The following is a 16759-nucleotide window of genomic DNA, read 5'->3' on the forward strand; positions in this document are numbered from 1 at the left end:
GAGATAGGGTAGAGGTATGAACCGTTTTAAAAAATCAAAATATATCATTGTTCTATTTGTCGTTGTATTAGTGGTTTCAGTTTTTTTAGTGATGACGAAATCAAGTGCGGTTGTGACAAAAGTTGGAGATGACATTTCTCTGATAGATAGAATTGTTCAAAAACCATTCCAATGGTTAGAATCTACAAAGTCTGATTTAGGAAATTTGACGAGAGCTTATAATGAGAATGAAACTCTTAAAAAAGAACTCTATCAAATGGAAAAAGAAACGAATGAAGCAGACAGTCTGAAGGAAGAAAATGAGCAATTACGTCAGTTATTAGATATGAAGTCCAAATTAAATGCGACCAAGTTAATTGCTGCGGATGTTATCATGAGAACTCCATCAACCTGGAAACAAGAGTTAACAGTTAACGTTGGTTCTCAACAAGGAGCAACAACAAACATGCTTGTTGTTGCTGGTGGAGGATTGGTTGGAAGTGTTGAAAAAGTAGAAGACAACTCAACTGTGGTCAATTTATTGACAAACGCTGAGAATACAGAGAAGATTTCCGTTAAAATCCAGCACGGTTCTAGTAGCATTTATGGTATTATTATCGGTTATGATAAGGAAAAAGAACTTTTGAAAATCAGCCAGCTCAATAGCAATGGCGACATTAGCCAAGGCGACAAAGTGGCGACTGGAGGATTAGGAAACTTTAATGCTACAGATATCCCTGTAGGGGAAGTAGTATCAGTGACACATAGTAATGACTATTTAACAAGAGAAGTTATGGTTAAACTGCATGCTGATCCAATGAATCTTAAAGTCATAGAGTTAGTGGGGAATCCATCATGAGACTTTTTAAGCAGATAGGAATGTTTGTACTATTGCCCTTAATTATCTTGATCGATAGCCATTTAGGGCAGTTTGTAAATAGTTTTTTCCCACATATACAAATTGTTAGCCACTTTATTTTTATCTTCTTATTATTTGAAACGATAGAAGTATCTGAGTATCTGTTTTTAGCTTATTGCCTAGTTGTAGGACTTGTATACGATATTTACTTCTTCCATTTGATTGGAATAGCTAGTCTGCTATTTGTAATTATTGGAGCAATCGTATATAAAAGTAACTCTGTTATTTTGTTAAATAGGTGGACAAGATTATTAGCTATTTTAATGATGACTTTCACATTTGAATTTGGAAGTTTTATCCTAGCGCAGGTGGTAGGAATGACTGCAGAAAATCTACCTGTTTTTATAGTTTATAGTCTGGGTCCTAGTATGATATTGAATTTTATATGGATGTTAGTTTTCCAATATATTTTTGAAAAAATATATCTATGAGAAAGAAACAAAACTGTAATAAAGGCGTAATATTTATTAGGCCTTTTTTTGATATACTAGTATTGTCTTTTTAAAGAAGGAGTATTTACACTTATGAAGAAAAAAATTCTAGCATCACTTATGTTAAGTACAGTATTAGTTTCACAAGGAGCTGTGCTTTCAAGTGTTAAAGCCAATACAACAGATGAAAAAATTGCTGCTCAAGATAGCAAAATTAGTGAGTTGACAACACAACAAAAGGAAGCTCAAAAACAAGTTGATGAGATTCAAACTCAAGTAACAGCTATTCAAACGGAACAAGAAAAGTTGCAAGCTGAGAATGAAAAACTTCAAGAAGAATCTAAAAAACTTGAAGGCGAAATCTCAGAGCTTTCAAAAAATATTGTAGCGCGTAATGAGTCACTTGAGAATCAAGCCCGTAGTGCGCAAACTAATGGAACTGCTACAAGCTACATTAACACAATTATTAACTCTAATTCAATCACAGAAGCTATTTCTCGTGTAGCAGCTATGAGTGAGATTGTATCAGCAAATAACAAAATGTTGCAACAACAAAAAGAAGATAAAAAAGCAATTTCTGAAAAACAAGTTGCAAACAATGATGCAATCAACACAGTTATTGCCAACCAACAAACACTTGCTGATGACGCTCAAGCCTTGACAACAAAACAGGCAGAATTGAAAGCCGCTGAGTTGAATCTTGCAGCTGAAAAAGCTACCGCAGAAAGTGAAAAAGCTACTTTGTTAGAGCAAAAAGCAGCAGCTGAAGCAGAAGCTAAAGCAGCAGCTGAAGCGGAAGCGGCATACAAAGCGAAACAAACAAGTCAACAACAAACAGTTGCTGCATCAGCAAATACAACCTTTGCAGCACAAGTACAAGCAACTTCAAGCTCATCATCAGACGATGATTCAAGCTACACACCTGCAGTAACTACTGTAAGTCAGCGCCCAACCTATAGTTCAAATGCATCAAGTTATCCAGTAGGTCAATGTACATGGGGAGCAAAAACTTTAGCACCATGGGCTGGCGATTACTGGGGGAATGGTGGTCAATGGGCTGCAAGTGCAGCGGCTGCAGGTTTCCGTACAGGTTCTACACCACAAGTTGGAGCAATTGCTTCATGGGATGATGGAGGATATGGTCACGTAGCAGTTGTTACGGCTGTTGAATCATCAACTCGTATTCAAGTTTCTGAATGTAACTATGATGGTAGTGGAACTCAACCAATTGGAAATTATCGTGGATGGTTTAATCCGACAGCATCAAGAGGAACTGTAAGATACATTTATCCAAACTAATATACTGATTATTACTAAATTTAGGGTGAGGTTTTATTAATCTCACCCTTTGTATAGTGCTGAAAAATAAATTTCATTATATAATTACTTGAACTTATTTTCTATTTTTATAATTTTTTAGTTAAAGTTAGATGAAATTTAGAGATTTAGTACGGGAGTAGCACGTTAATAAAAAGGTTTCTAAAGGGAGTTGGTGTTGGAGTTATGTTTACGTATAAAATGAATGTTGATGTCAAAGAGTGGGATTTATTTTTACAAAATCATCCTCAAGGAAATTTATTGCAGAGTAGTGATTGGTCCAAGATAAAGGATACTTGGGGGAATGAGAGAGTTGGATTTTATAAAGAAAATCAACTAGTTGGAGTAGCGAATATCTTAATTCAGCCGCTACCATTAGGACTTTCTATGTTCTATATTCCACGAGGTCCAGTAATTGACTATGAAGATAAAGAACTTCTGAAATTTGTACTTTTAACGTTGAAAAAACTTGCTAAAAAAAGCCATGCAATAATGGTTAAATTTGATCCAAGTTTGTTTATCAGTCGAAGTCTTATCGACCAAGAAATTATTCAAAATTCTAAAACTTTTGAAATTATTGAGGAATTGCAAAAAAACAAAGTTCATTGGACTGGTTTGACAAAGGATATGGCAGAAAATATACAACCACGTTTTCAAGCTAATATTCATAAAGAAAACTTCTCTCTGGATCAACTATCCAAGTCTACTAGACAGGCAATCCGAACTGCAAGAAATAAAGGATTGGAAGTAAAATTCGGTGGACTCGACTTATTAGATGAATTTTCATTTTTAATGAAGAAAACAGAGTCTCGCAAGAACATCAGTTTACGAGGCAAAGATTATTATCAGAAGTTACTGAATACTTATCCTGATCACTCCTTTATCACACTGAGCTATTTAGATTTACCTAATAGACTGAAAGAAGTTGAGAATCAACTCGAAAAGAATCTAAAAACAGCGCAGAAGTTTACAGATAAAACGAAAGAAGGCAAAGTAAAAGAGAATCAGCAAGAGAGAAAACGATTAGAAGAAGAAATTGCTTTTCTTAAGAGCCATATTGATGGAGGGGACAGTGTCGTTCCATTGTCTGGAACTTTGACCATCGAATTTGGGAAAACATCTGAAAACTTATATGCTGGAATGAATGAAGAGTTTAGACACTATCAACCTGCTATACCTACATGGTTTGAGACAGCTCAACATTCATTTGAACGTGGGGCAGAGACTCATAATATGGGTGGAATTGAAAACAACTTAGAAGGCGGGTTATTTAATTTTAAATCTAAGTTTAATCCCACTATTGAGGAATTTGCTGGTGAGTTTAACTATCCAACTAGTTCATTATATTTCTTGTTTAATCTAGCTTATAAGATTCGTAAGAAACTTCGAAGTAGATAGCATAAACACCACTACATTAAATTTAAAAAAATAGCTATTAGAACATCTCAGCAGTGTATGTTGAGATGTTTTAAATTTAGAGCTTTTAACTGGTAATTTAATAAGGAGAAAATAACAGTAAGTGGTAAGAGTTTTTAGAAAATCAAATAATTCAATATTTTTAGGAGAACAGAGAAATCTGTTCTCTTTTTTGTTCGCTTAAAATTCTATTTGAAAGGAGTTAAATGATGATAGGATTAGAGATTGTAATGAATTTAGACACGTTAGAAATCTTTGACGTTATCGATCATGATAAGAATGGAAACAGCGAACAAGCGCCTACAGCCATCCAATTAAGCTTATTTGACTCAATGACGTGCATTTGACAGAAGGAGATATATTGGAATGGACAGAGAAGCGCTATACAATGAATTAATTCAAAGCGAACCATTAGGTTTCATTGATCCGTTTTCTGACCTTGGAGAATTCGATCCTCTTCAGCTGAAATTTAAACAACCCGTAAAGGACTTAGTGAATCGATATTCAGGACAACCTTACAGCTTGGTCTGGCAACATAAAATTATGGAAATGCGGAAGTTGTTTATTGCCTATCAGATAGCATTAAATGAAGAAGATAAGCAGATTAACTTTCAGAGAAGAACAAGAAGCGAAGAGTCCAAAGAACATGCTACAACTATTGTAACAACCTATTTGAAGCTGGGATTTAGTTTTAAAGAAATTGAGAAGCGTGTTTCTTTATCTTACAAACAACTTCGTCGAGGATGGAGAAGAAGTGATCACATCATGACATATAGTCCTGAATTTTATAGCAAAAGGGACTTATCTGAAGGTTACTGTTTACCGAGTAAAAAGCTACCTAAAAGTATGAGAATCAATGAGGAGTAATTATCATGAAAGAAGCAGTATTAAAGGAGCATGTTTGTACTTGGGAACGTCTTCTAGATGAACTATTACAAAACGAAACAAAGGTGGAGAGGGATGAAATTGATTTAGTTCCAATTAAAACATCTTGTAGAAAAGAGTATTTTTGGATAGCAGAAGTGAGTGTTGAGAATCAGCACAATACAAGTACTACTGAATATGGGTATTGTCCATTTTGTGGATTAAAAAAACAAGAGATTCTTATAGTTGATTTGTAGAAATTAAAAAACATGAAAAAGATTGATTTATTAAAATGCTTATCCATCATCACAAAGGACGGATTAAGAACACAAAAATTTAAGAATAGCCATCTACAGCTCATCTCTTCAGCTGAAGAAGGAAGACGAGGATCGGTATTTGCTTATCGTTCAAAAGCGAATATGGTTAAGGCACGTGGTGTTGTTTTAACCTCTGTCGAATCATTGCTGGAGAACCAGGATCAGTTTACGCACTGGACCCCTAACGTATATTGCTACGGAAGCTATAGCGATGCTGGTCGACGGATTACACGTGGGCACTCTGAAGATAATCTTAGACAGATTAACACATTCTACATTGACTTCGATATTACCTCTGCAGCTGAAGAAATGACGACAGGAGATATTTTAACCGCTTCTCTGGAGTTAGGTTTTATGCCAACGTTGATTCTAAAATCTGATAAGGGATTTCAAGCCTATTTTGTCCTCTCAGAATCAGCTTATGTTACAGCTCATTCTCAATTTCGAGTGGTGAAGGTGGCCAAAGCTATCTCTCAAAATTTGAGAAATTACTTTGCTCAAACTTTACCAGTAGATTTGACTTGTAACCATTTTGGGATTGCTCGTATTCCTCGAACTGATAATGTCGAATTCTTTGAACCTGACTATACCTATTCGTTCCAGGAGTGGTTAGATTGGTCAATGAAGCAATCAGAACTTCCTTTCCCAAGTAAAAAGCCCAATTTGACGGTTATTTCAGGCTCTGAAGGGGTGAAACAGATTGATGAACCCTGGTATCAATTGCTGATGAGAGAGGGGAATATCAAAGGTGGAAAAGCCTTGATGGGAAGAAACAACGTTCTTTTCACGCTAGCTTTAGCCAACTTCTCTTCAGGAATTGATCAGGAAGAGTGTGAGGAGGTTCTTTCTAGTTTTAATGCGAATCTAGACGAGCCACTCTCTTCAGCTGAATATCATAAGATTATCACAAGCGCCTACTCAGGAAAATATGAAGCTGCTAGTCGTGATTATGTGATGACTTTATGTAAAGCATGGGTCAATCAGGAACTCAAGGCTTCAGATCTCTTTGTGAAGCAACGTTGGTACAAATTCAAGAAGAAACGTGCTGACAGGAAGAATAGTCATCTCTATGAATGGAAAACAGATGTCATGGCCTATTTAGAAGGTTTCTATCAATCCGAGGATCCATTTATCCAGACGACGAAAAAAGAGATACGAGAGAAGTTGAACATTCCTGAGCGTTCATTGGATAAAGTATTGAAGGTTCTCAAAGCAGAACAAAAGATCTTCTTCACAGTCAAACACGGTCGTGGAGGAGGCATCAGATTAGCCTCTATCAAAGCAATCTTGCTTTCCCTTATCCAGGTGAAGAAAGAACGTCAGGAGGCTTATATGGCCAATATTGCTGCTTTCTTTGAAGAAAGTATAGAGTTCACTCAGAGAGTGATAGAAAGGGTTAAAGATGGCTTTAAACAAACACAACAACTATCTTTATTTGAGCTTGATATTGGATAATTTTAAAAACCCGCAGACTGCCTTACATTTATATCTACGATTATCACTAAGATATAAATGTATATAAAATAATCTATGGAGGAATGATATGATTTTGATTTTAGTTGGATTCTTTAGCCTTATATTTGTAGGAGGACTTTTCTTAGTTCTCTCACTTATAGGGATTCGTCAACAAGTTCGTTTTGAAAACGGATATGATTCTGAATTAGAGACAGATCGATTGGCAATGATTGGCCAAAATAGAAAGTGAGAAGAAGAATGAAGTACGTAATTTTCAGTTTTGAATTAGGTGACTATATTTGTAATGGGGAGAATAAAGTTTTAGTTTTTGATACCTTGGGACTAGCTTTTCAGTATCTTCAAAAACATTACCGTAAACCACTTCCTGAACAAAGAAAAAAGAGATTGATTCACTATCCTAATGTGTATCAAGCTCCGTTTAGACTTTTAAAAGTTTGTTAGGAAGGAGAAAGGTCGATGTCAGAGTTATTCAAAATTATTAGAGGATACTACCTAACAGGGGTTGGTCAGGAACCATTGGCTTATTATTTTAAACTTTCATCGGATAATTTAAAATTTGAGTCTGTTTCTGCAGGGGATGTGGCTTTAACTTTTTATCAAAACGAGGAGAGTATTTCTAGCATTCCAGCGATCATTAGAGTAGATAGTGTTATCTCGAATGATAAAATGATTTCAGATTACCTGCAGGAGGAGTTGAGAGATCATTATCCAATGTTGCCAATTGTCCGTGTATTGGATTCCGAGGAATTTGATCCTTTACTCTTTCAAGAAGTGATGACAACGTTCACTAACTTGAAATTAGAAATAAAAGAATTGGCCAAGATTGATTATGTTCAAGGTTCCATATTTGATTTTATGGATGAGGAGGAGATAGGATGAGAGAGCTTTTTAGCAACATAAAGTTAGCTCTAGGGGCTCTTCTTGTCATTTTACTTGTGAGTCTCGCAGTTTTAGGAGGATATAGGCTGTATAAAGATTATTTTATCTTAGATTATGATCCTCACCTTACTCAGAAGGAATACCAGAATACTGTACTTGATCAAAATGTAAATCTAGTATTTTATAAAAAAGATTGTCCTTACTGTCAGGTTGGAAAAAGTGTAGTTGTAGATGCAGCAAATAAAGGTTCCTATCCTACATTTTACATTGACACTCAGACAGAAGAAGGTCAAAAGTTGGTAGAAAAATACCAGGTTGAAAAAGCTGCAACTATCATCAAGATTCGTAAGGGAAAAATAAAGAAATATCTATATGCTTCAAGAGATTCAGAGGAAAAGATTGTAGCAGATGAGAAAAGTATTCAGGAGGCCATAAATGACTAAAAGGGTAAAGCTAAGTAAATGGGCCGAGACAGCCTTTCAAAATGATTGTGAACTATGGCGTACTAGGACAAATGAAGGAATGGTTGTTTTAGGAAAATTATCAGATGGAACGTTTACCCTACATCGTTTTAATGATGAGGGAGGAAGACTAACACATATTTCTCAAGATGAGGCTCTTTGGCTAACATTGGATTTGGCACCTGAAAAGTTAGGTTGTATTTAAGGAGGCAGTATGTATCAAATTTTAAATGCTATTGCGCATGGCGTGGTTGGAACTATCTTGATTGCGATCTGGTTTGTACCGCTCTTCAGGATAACTATATGTGATAACTTTGGAAATGAAATCAAAACGAAAAGGCTGCCATTGGCGTTCTTAATGCTACTAAAAAGTGTTTGGCCGAAAAGTAAGGTTTCATTTATTTGGAAAGGATATAAGAAACATGAGAAGAACTAAATCATCTAGTTTGAAGCAGAAAAGAGCTAACAAACATTTGAGAGGTATAAAAAAATATATATTATCGAATGAACAATCGAGTGAACAAAAAAGTTTCGACGATGTATCAACTTTTGATATGTTGTTTGCAACAAATGTGAAGTATCGAGTTTTTGCAATTTTAGGAGGTGTATCTGGTTTTATTTCGCTAGTTTTAGTATCAGTAAATCTCTTTTTAGGATTTAATGCGTATGTAATTGTAAATTTAGTTAATATGAGTCCAACTTTTCTTAAATTAGTAGGAGTAAAAGAAGTTTCTTTTATGACAGTCTTTGAATCATTTTATTTTGGAAGTGTCGAGTTAATGAGAGATATGTTTGCAACTATTTGTGTAGCTATTATAGTTTTTTCTTTATCTTTATATGGAATGTGGGTTACTGAAAAAAAGACGAATATAACCTCTTTAACAAATCAGTTTTATGAAAAAATCAGGAAGGAGAAATAAAATGTCTACTTTAATTGAAATATTCAAACGCTGGATTGAAAAGATAAAATCTAGCCCAATTTTGAAGCCATTTATTAAGACTAAAGTTTGGTTTCAAGAGAATATTATTAAGAGAAAACTAGTCATTTTCTCAATGTTATTTTTGACCTGGTTAAGCCTTTTGATGGGAGCGATTTTCTCACCACAAAGACAAACATACACCTCAGAACAACTCAAAACAAAGCAGGTTTTTGCGAATGGTAGCGGTGAGATAAAACTGGTCAGCCAGGAATATTCACCAGATACTGGAATTATCGTTTTACAATTTGAGACAAAAGATGCTACGACTTCGATAGATCGGGGCATCGATGCCAAACGATTGAAATGGAAACTCTATGCGCAACATAAAGACTCAAAAATAGAGATGGATGTTGTGCCAATCATTGATAATAAAGTATCAGTTATTATTAAAGGAGTTCCGAAAAATTTTGGAGCATTTGCGATCGATGTGACGAATCAGACAGTCTCTTCTAGCTCAATTGATGTGAATATTTCATCGCCATCCAGTGATTCTAAAAAGGTTTCTCAGAAGAAATCTGGAGAAGAGGACACTGTACAATTCTTTGTAACTCCTCAAAATCCTCAGCTTGAAATCAAAGCTATTGAAGTTGTCTCCAGAGAAGAATTTACTCTTCAGGAAATCGAAAAAGAGATCAATTTCCAGAATGAACAGTCTCAAAAATTGACGACATCAATTTCTCAATTGAAGGAATCTATTGAAGATGATAACTCACGAAAAGTGAGTCTTCAAGCAGAAGCAAAATATCTAACAGGTGATGATCTCGAAGCCAATCAAAAGAATATTGCTACTCTGGATACAAACATCGAAACGAAGAATAGAACCATCGAAACAGCCTATAAAAACATTGAAAAGTTGAAGGCTAAATTGGAGTCTTTGGACAAGAAAAAACAGGCAGTCAAAGATGGAACATTTGAATTTTCAAACCCTATTGAAACTGTAGAAATGAATTAAAGTGAGGTAAAATAAAATGAAATCAAAGAAAAGTTTTAAAAAGCTTTACCATGTAATGTTTTTTATAATGATTGATTGTTGCTTCACTCTATATATTTTACTTACTGTGTCGGCCTTTCTTACTTATCAGTGGTTTGTAAATCTTAACTCTTCTACAATTCTTTATTATTACGATACCATGAGTGTACTATGGTTTAGTATTTTAATTTCTACAATTTTGACAAAGATATTATATCGTCCATTGTTAAGCTCTATTTGGTTCCAACCCTTGTGGGATAAGATAAACGATAGTGAATAAAGAGAATGAATCTCCTTAATTTTTGAATTAAGGGGGTTTATTTTTTATGATTGTCCCTTTAAAAAATTTTTTTCATTTATCTCTTATACTAGAATCAATCAAAAAAAGAAAGGCAGAAAAATGAAAGAACAACTTAAATTAGCACCAAAGGAAAATCAACCAGTTAGAAAGCATCGTACTGTATTCACAAGTACAAAAGGTTTGATTAGAAAACAGAAATGGGTTGTGCTGGATATTGATGAATATGGAATAACCTATCGTAGTAATCCAGGATATAAAGGAGAAATGTTTTCTTCAATGTACCTCGTTTTACAGGAAATTAAAATTAATGAACGTTCTTTCACACTAACTATCAAGAAAAATGATCATGAAGTTTATGTGATTGATTTGAAAAAATTAGATGGCGATTTGTGGAGCAACTTCCAAATTATAAAAGAAAAAATTGCCAGCTTTGCAGGAAATAAATTAAGGAATTAAGAAATACGAAATTAGAAAAAAGGAGAAGTAATAATGGCTAAAAATGATTTAAAAAAAATTGATAATCAACTAGAAGAGGCAAGGAAAAAAGTTGCCACTTTGGAACAGGAACGTAAAGAAGTAGAAGAGAATCTTCAAAAACAAATTGGTAAAATTTATGTTCAAATTCAATTGAAGAAAAATAAAAATCAGTCGTATGAATCAATTTTTGAAGAGTTAAAAATGGAATTAAACCTCATCAAAGAAGATGAAAAAGAACAACGTTTAGCAGCGAAGAAAAATCGTGAAGAAGGAAACTTTCCAGCTGAAGATCAGTCTTAATTTTTGAGTTTTGAACTTCTAAACGAAGTCAAAAACGGTGTAAGTAAAAGTATGTAAAGAAGAAATACAGTGTAAGTATAACACCTATAAAGTGTGTAAAGGTAAGTATAGCATGTGTGTGTAAGTAGGTGAAACCGAGAAAATTACCGGTACTGGAAACGTTGATACTATCAACTCCACACGCTTCGTGGGGACAGTTTCCCTTATGCTCTTTTCTACCACAACACACCTAAAAAGGACCTTAGTCCCTCTGTGTGTGTTAGTGTGTTGAAAAACCGCAAAAATAGAACCGTATCGGTTCGTGATGTTGCGAGGTTGAAGTTTTCTTTTTTGCTTCTTTTTGCTTTTGCTTCGACAAAAGAAAAAAGAAGGGCGCTGTTTTTTAGAAAGGAAAATTTAAAATAATGGCAAATATAAAACAAAATCGAATTGAGATTAGAGGGCTTACTGATGATGAAATTAATTATCTAAAATCTCTTGCTAAGAAAAATAAAGCCAAATCCTTTAATGATTTTCTGCTCTCAATCTGTCGTGAAAAAATTGAGTACGGAAAATTTAATCGTGCTCAAGATTTGTATGTGGCTCATTTAGAAAATATGAAATTAGCTTCTGACCATGTTCTGGAACAAATGAAAAAACAGACAGGGATACTCTCTGAATTTGAAAAAAAAATGGATCGCTATGGCAATCATATTTCACGTTGGTTAGAGTATGAAGGAGAGGTGGAAAGTGATGACTAAAGAAATCAAAATCAGAAATATACCTGATGATATGTTTGAACAACTTCGAGATATTTCAAAAAAATATAACTATCCAAGTTTCAATGAGTTTATGTTATCGCAAGTTCAAAATATCGTAATGAATGACGGATTGAATTTGTACAATAATCAATTTGCAGAAACATTATCTGATATCAAACAACAACAAAGTCAGATTTTAGAATTGATGTTGAAGAATGAAATTTCTCTTTCAGCTTTAAATGTTAAACAAGATATTGTAAACGAACTAACCACAAATTGGTTACATTTTATGGATGATGTATCAGCACTTGAAGCTGAACGACGGTCAGGTGGTGTTTGAAAATGAAGAAGAATAAATCACTGTTCATCATTCTCATTTTTCTTGCGATCTTTATCGTACAACCTAACAATTTTAATGCTATCAAATCTGGCTTGACACAAAATGATATCCCGAATCAATTGAATATAGCCGATTCAGCTGAAGAAAAAAATCCCAACTCAAATTTGAATTCTACTCTGAAAAATGATGATTTGAAATCGAAGGAGTATGACGGAAAAAATCAAGTGATTATCGTCAATGAAAAATCACAATTTACAAAAAGCGAATTGAGTTTAGAAAGTGGCAGCTGGGAAAAATATTCTGATCTAGATTTTTTAAATCGTGTAGGAATTGCTGAAGCGATGTTGGGAAAAGATTTGATGCCAACTGAAGATAGAGAATCTATTTCGTCTATTACACCAACAGGATGGAAAAATAAAAAAATAATTTTCAACGGAAAAGAAGATTATTTATATAATCGTTCTCACTTAATCGGTTTTCAATTAAGTGGAGAGAATGCGAATGCTAAAAATTTATTTACAGGTACACGTGCTTTAAATGCAAATTTTGAAGATGAACAATCATCAATGGTTTACTATGAAAATAAGATTGCTAACTACATAAAAAATACGAACCACCATGTCCGCTATCGAGTAACACCTATATTTAGAAATGTGGAATTAGTTGCTAGAGGAGTTCGTATGGAAGCACAGAGTATTGAAGATGATGAGATCTCATTTGATGTATATATCTTTAATATTCAACCAGGATACAAAATCAATTATTTGACAGGATCATCTCAGAAAAATTGAGGAGGGAAAAATGAATCCAAGACTTAGCTTATATTTTAGCGAAGAAACACATGAAAAATTTAAGGAAATAAAATCCTACTTGAAAGAATCGTCTGCTTTGCAGAAACAGTATCGAAATAATTCAGCAACGCTTGTCACTTTGATTGAAGTTTTTTATAAACTTTTTATTGAATTAGGAGAAGGAAAAAATTTCTATGAGCGACTGACTCAGCTGGAAAAAAATTTGGAGGATGCCTTTGATTCTGGAAATGATAACAAGGCAATTCATCGTCAACTTGATCAAATTCTCTATCTAACGCTAACCAACTTTCATGCTATTACGAAAGATGATTTTGATGTTCAAGAATTGGAATCTATTCATTCACGATTGGATCCTACACAGCATGAATTGATGGCAAGAATCAACGATGTCATTCAAGAAGATATTGCACGTGGTCAAACTATCAAACATTCTCATTGAGGTACAGTAAATGGTAGATATTGTTGAAATCTATTTAGAAACAGGAGATTTTCATGAAGCGGTGAAACAGTCAGGGTTGCCTACTCATATAGCTCATTTGAAATTAATAAAGAGTGGCTGCCTTAAAATTCAAGATAAAATTCAGTATGGTTCTAGGACAGCTAAGCTCGGGGGAATGGCCGAGGAGCTTTTTCAAAAATATGTTCCAGATGCAACGGATGCGAATAAGTATTTCAAGAAAAATAATCCAGTATATGATTTTTGGCTAGATGGTCTAACGATTGATGTAAAATACAGCTCATTGTATAAAAGGAAAAACGGGAACTCTCATCACTGGCAATTGAGGACAAAAGGAAATCAAGATTTTATTGTCGCCTTTTTAGAACGAGAAAGTGGTTCAGAGTTAGAAGAACCAAATATCTTATTGATTCCCATGCAATTTATTGAAGAGCAAAAAGAATTACACATTTCTCAATCAGGACGGTGGATCAATGATTTTCAAGTTGAACCTGAAGAATTACAACCGTTATTAAAAGACTATGCTCTTTTAAGAAAAAATGGACTATTTTAATTCAAAGAGAGGAAAATAATGAACGTATCTTCTAGTCCAAGTATTACCTTTATGCTGCAATATACAGAAGCAAATAGTGGGTTTGTAGACTACACCAATAGAGACGAAGCTGTCGAGGTTGATAATGAATTAAATTTAGAAACGCACAGACAAAATATTGAGTCTCTAACTGAAGATGAACTACAAAAAATCCAAGCTGAAGTTCCAGAAACAAAACTTAATTTCCAGGAGTACATCGATTATATGAATCGTTCTTATGCTACTGAAAACCAAAATGAAGAGATGACAGCGATTTTTACAAAAGAGGCCAATTACTTGCAGCGTAGCAAAGTAACTGAATTGAAAAGTAAGTTAGAACAGGCTTATCAAAATGGCTCTCTTCTATGGCAGGGTGTTATCTCTTTTGATAATGATTTTTTGGCCAAAGAAGGATTATATGATTTGGAAACTGGGAAAGTCGATCAGCAAGCTATCAAGTCTGTCATACGTGAAGCATTGCCAAGGTTGATTGAAAAAGAAGGCTTATCTGATTCATCATTTTGGTGGGCCAATATTCACTTGAACACGGACAATATTCATGTGCATTTTGGTTTATCTGAAGTTGAATCTGCAAGAGAAAAAATTTTCTATCGACCTCGTGGACGAATGGAATTTAGAGGAAACTTTTCCCAGAAAACTATTGAGCGTTTTAAAAGCGATGTTTTTCATGGTCTGTTGAATGAACAGACTAGAGGAATGATTGTTCGACGAGAACAAATCTTGGCGAATATCAGAAGTGAATTGATTAATTCTGTATTTAGAGATCAGAAGGTTCGTTCTTCGGCTGAAAAAAATTTTTTGGAGCAGGCTTACAACCATTTGCCAATGGATAAAAAATGGCGTTATGGATCAAATGCAAGAGATTTTGCAGTCAGTAAATTCTTCCTTGACCGCTATCTGGACTCCTATTTAGAAAATGATGGGAAAGAGCTCTATCAAGAATTTCTGAAAGAAACGAAGAACTTTCTAGAAACCTATAGAGGAGCTTATTCAGCTGAAAAAAAATCAACCTACGAGAAGATTCGGAAAGTTGATGGTCGTTTTGAGAAAACACAACAGGAGGCTGCAGGCTATCATCTGCAGCAATTAATAGCGAGTCGAGAGAAGGAATTGAGAGAACGACTAGTAAATAAGATCTTGCACCTATTTCGTGAGAATGCTCCTGAAATAGCTGACGTTCGGCTGGAAAAAAATTTGGCCAATTTCTCAGTAAAGAACCAACAAAGGATTTTAGAACAGGATCCAAATGCAAGTGTTATCAAAACACTAGATTCCTGGAAAAAACTGGGTTATGATTTGAAAGATGGGGCAAAACCCATTGAAATTACAAAACCAGTCTATGCTGCTTATGACAAACACGGAACAGGTTTGGGACGTCCTGAATATGTTACGGAATTAGTTTATGATGTGAGTCAGATGAAAGAAGACTTACTGAAGAAGCAACTTGGTTTACGAGACTTATCGCTATTTTCTTCGGCTGATTTGAAAGATCTTGTAGAAGCAGCTAAAAAGAAAAGTGATCGATCATTAAAAGAGCGCCAGGAGTTAGGAACATTTCGCTATGCTTTAAAATTGAGTTTATTGGAGGAAAAACAAAGTAGTTTATTAGTTCGTAAAACTCTTTTTGATCAAATTCAACCACTTGAAACGGATCAGCCATTTGTTGAATTGAAAAAGAAGGAGATTCTTCAAAGACTGAAGCTGACTGAATTGCAACTGACTCCAAATTATAAACTAGGTGAAGCAGACCAATCTTTAAAACAATCTCTTGCTAACCAATTTGAAGATAGTGTTTCTTTTTCAGTAGAAAAGGCTGATTCATTAACAATTCAAGCACCTATTAAACGTCTGAAGGGAGAATTAGCGGCAGTTCAACCTCTTCAAGATGAAGGAGTGCTGACTATTCTAAAGGGCTATCCTGTTACGAAAGATAGCTATATAGAAGAGCTACAGACCCATATCTCAATTTTTCAGCTGAAACATCAGATTTACAGTCGAAACAAGGAAATTTCACAAACGACTGATCAAACGACTATTCAAAAATTAAAACGGGAGAATGCGAAAGGATTTTCTGAACTCAAATCACTCTATCAAAAAATATTGCCAGAGGAAGAAAGCAATCAGAAAAGTCAGTTAGCTCAAGCTGTTTCACATAAAATGCAAGAAAGGAAGAACTTGCAAAGAAAAAACGTCCAACAATCCCAAGGCAAAGCAATCATCAATACAGATTTTATGAGAAATTTGACCAATTCTCTTCAAAGGGCCCAACGTGCAAATAAAAAAGCCCTTATGGAACGTGAGAGAAGTGATGAGAGGCAAGAACTTGAGGAAAAAGGACAAAGTATATAAGAGTCATTGTAAAAGCAATGACTTTTTTGTTGAAAATGGAAATCTATTGTCCCTTTAACTGTGATTCCTCAGTTATTACGTAGAATAAAAGGATAAAAGAGAAAGGAGTAGAAAAATGGAGCTAGTATTTCCAGATATTGCAGTTGAAGACTTTGATTTCTCAGCCGAATGGTTAATTACGGCAATGAATGCCGATAATAAGCAAGTGCATTTTGAGGGTCAAGGAAGAAATTCTGATTTAGAAATGGTTCTAGATTTTAAGGAAAATTCTGAGCTATTTGAATCTTTTTCAGTAGGGGAATTGGTTCACTTAGATCCAGAAACGTTTCTACAAGCAGAGAAAGAGCCGTACAAACCACAGTATGAAGGATTTTAAGGAGAT

Annotated in this window: 24 protein-coding genes; all 24 read left to right on the forward strand. The window is 34.5% G+C overall.

Features of this window, described 5'->3' with window-relative positions:
* Positions 1-16: 16 nt before the first annotated feature.
* The 24 genes from mreC to QM810_RS08410 all read left to right on the forward strand — a co-directional run bounded on the left by mreC (position 17) and on the right by QM810_RS08410 (position 16753).
* Positions 17-838: a rod shape-determining protein MreC gene (mreC, locus tag QM810_RS08295; protein WP_414254529.1), complete on the forward strand. Its 822-nt coding sequence runs from the start codon at positions 17-19 to the stop codon at positions 836-838.
* Positions 835-1329: a rod shape-determining protein MreD gene (gene mreD / locus QM810_RS08300; protein WP_414254530.1), complete on the forward strand. Its 495-nt coding sequence runs from the start codon at positions 835-837 to the stop codon at positions 1327-1329. The genes mreC and mreD overlap by 4 nt, the downstream gene beginning before the upstream one ends.
* Positions 1330-1422: 93 nt before the next feature.
* Positions 1423-2628, forward strand: coding sequence for a peptidoglycan hydrolase PcsB (gene pcsB / locus QM810_RS08305; RefSeq protein ID WP_414254531.1), 1206 nt, complete (start codon positions 1423-1425; stop codon positions 2626-2628).
* 204 nt (positions 2629-2832) lie between these two features.
* Positions 2833-4044 carry an aminoacyltransferase gene (locus QM810_RS08310; protein ID WP_414254532.1) on the forward strand — a complete coding sequence of 404 codons (1212 nt, stop codon included), beginning with the start codon at positions 2833-2835 and terminating at the stop codon, positions 4042-4044.
* Positions 4045-4428: 384 nt separating this feature from the next.
* Positions 4429-4929 (forward strand): hypothetical protein, encoded by a 501-nt coding sequence (locus QM810_RS08315; RefSeq protein WP_006151489.1) that lies wholly within the window; start codon positions 4429-4431, stop codon positions 4927-4929.
* A gap of 5 nt (positions 4930-4934) precedes the next feature.
* Positions 4935-5183 carry a hypothetical protein gene (locus QM810_RS08320; RefSeq protein WP_033584637.1) on the forward strand — a complete coding sequence of 83 codons (249 nt, stop codon included), beginning with the start codon at positions 4935-4937 and terminating at the stop codon, positions 5181-5183.
* A 12-nt stretch (positions 5184-5195) separates the two neighbouring features.
* Entirely contained in the window at positions 5196-6698 is a 1503-nt protein-coding gene (locus QM810_RS08325) for a primase C-terminal domain-containing protein (RefSeq protein ID WP_414254533.1), read from the forward strand.
* Between the two features lie 88 nt (positions 6699-6786).
* A complete protein-coding gene (locus QM810_RS08330; RefSeq protein ID WP_000600806.1) occupies positions 6787-6948 on the forward strand; it encodes a hypothetical protein in 162 nt (53 codons plus the stop codon).
* Between the two features lie 8 nt (positions 6949-6956).
* On the forward strand, positions 6957-7160 hold the full coding sequence (locus tag QM810_RS08335) for a hypothetical protein (RefSeq protein WP_414254534.1): 204 nt from the start codon (positions 6957-6959) through the stop codon (positions 7158-7160).
* Between the two features lie 15 nt (positions 7161-7175).
* Complete coding sequence (locus QM810_RS08340) at positions 7176-7598, forward strand: hypothetical protein (protein ID WP_001292117.1); 423 nt, start codon at positions 7176-7178, stop codon at positions 7596-7598.
* A complete protein-coding gene (locus tag QM810_RS08345) occupies positions 7595-8041 on the forward strand; it encodes a thioredoxin domain-containing protein (RefSeq protein ID WP_414254535.1) in 447 nt (148 codons plus the stop codon). The genes QM810_RS08340 and QM810_RS08345 overlap by 4 nt, the downstream gene beginning before the upstream one ends.
* The gene (locus QM810_RS08350; RefSeq protein ID WP_000167063.1) at positions 8034-8264 is read left to right on the forward strand and encodes a hypothetical protein; all 231 of its coding nucleotides are present in this window, start codon (positions 8034-8036) and stop codon (positions 8262-8264) included. The genes QM810_RS08345 and QM810_RS08350 overlap by 8 nt, the downstream gene beginning before the upstream one ends.
* Before the next feature lie 9 nt (positions 8265-8273).
* Positions 8274-8495 (forward strand): multidrug transporter MATE, encoded by a 222-nt coding sequence (locus tag QM810_RS08355; protein ID WP_414254536.1) that lies wholly within the window; start codon positions 8274-8276, stop codon positions 8493-8495.
* Positions 8482-8979, forward strand: a complete 498-nt coding sequence (locus tag QM810_RS08360) for a hypothetical protein (protein WP_414254537.1) — start codon at positions 8482-8484, stop codon at positions 8977-8979. The genes QM810_RS08355 and QM810_RS08360 overlap by 14 nt, the downstream gene beginning before the upstream one ends.
* 1 nt (position 8980) lies before the next feature.
* Positions 8981-9991, forward strand: a complete 1011-nt coding sequence (locus QM810_RS08365; protein WP_414254538.1) for a hypothetical protein — start codon at positions 8981-8983, stop codon at positions 9989-9991.
* Positions 9992-10409: 418 nt separating this feature from the next.
* Positions 10410-10766 (forward strand): hypothetical protein, encoded by a 357-nt coding sequence (locus QM810_RS08370; RefSeq protein WP_414254539.1) that lies wholly within the window; start codon positions 10410-10412, stop codon positions 10764-10766.
* 33 nt (positions 10767-10799) lie between these two features.
* The gene (locus QM810_RS08375) at positions 10800-11087 is read left to right on the forward strand and encodes a hypothetical protein (RefSeq protein WP_033584645.1); all 288 of its coding nucleotides are present in this window, start codon (positions 10800-10802) and stop codon (positions 11085-11087) included.
* Between the two features lie 404 nt (positions 11088-11491).
* On the forward strand, positions 11492-11827 hold the full coding sequence (locus QM810_RS08380) for a hypothetical protein (protein ID WP_033584647.1): 336 nt from the start codon (positions 11492-11494) through the stop codon (positions 11825-11827).
* On the forward strand, positions 11820-12167 hold the full coding sequence (locus tag QM810_RS08385) for a hypothetical protein (protein ID WP_006152073.1): 348 nt from the start codon (positions 11820-11822) through the stop codon (positions 12165-12167). The genes QM810_RS08380 and QM810_RS08385 overlap by 8 nt, the downstream gene beginning before the upstream one ends.
* Positions 12168-12169: 2 nt before the next feature.
* Complete coding sequence (locus QM810_RS08390; RefSeq protein ID WP_414254540.1) at positions 12170-12958, forward strand: DNA/RNA non-specific endonuclease; 789 nt, start codon at positions 12170-12172, stop codon at positions 12956-12958.
* Positions 12959-12968: 10 nt separating this feature from the next.
* Complete coding sequence (locus QM810_RS08395; RefSeq protein ID WP_006152167.1) at positions 12969-13418, forward strand: hypothetical protein; 450 nt, start codon at positions 12969-12971, stop codon at positions 13416-13418.
* A gap of 10 nt (positions 13419-13428) precedes the next feature.
* Positions 13429-13989, forward strand: coding sequence for a hypothetical protein (locus tag QM810_RS08400; RefSeq protein WP_000227716.1), 561 nt, complete (start codon positions 13429-13431; stop codon positions 13987-13989).
* 18 nt (positions 13990-14007) lie between these two features.
* Positions 14008-16377 carry a MobP2 family relaxase gene (gene mobP2, locus QM810_RS08405; RefSeq protein ID WP_414254541.1) on the forward strand — a complete coding sequence of 790 codons (2370 nt, stop codon included), beginning with the start codon at positions 14008-14010 and terminating at the stop codon, positions 16375-16377.
* A 115-nt stretch (positions 16378-16492) separates the two neighbouring features.
* Positions 16493-16753: a hypothetical protein gene (locus QM810_RS08410; protein WP_414254542.1), complete on the forward strand. Its 261-nt coding sequence runs from the start codon at positions 16493-16495 to the stop codon at positions 16751-16753.
* Positions 16754-16759 lie beyond the last annotated feature (6 nt).

It is taken from the genome of Streptococcus infantis (genome assembly GCF_047464155.1).
In the GTDB taxonomy this organism is placed as follows: Bacteria; Bacillota; Bacilli; order Lactobacillales; family Streptococcaceae; genus Streptococcus; species Streptococcus infantis_U.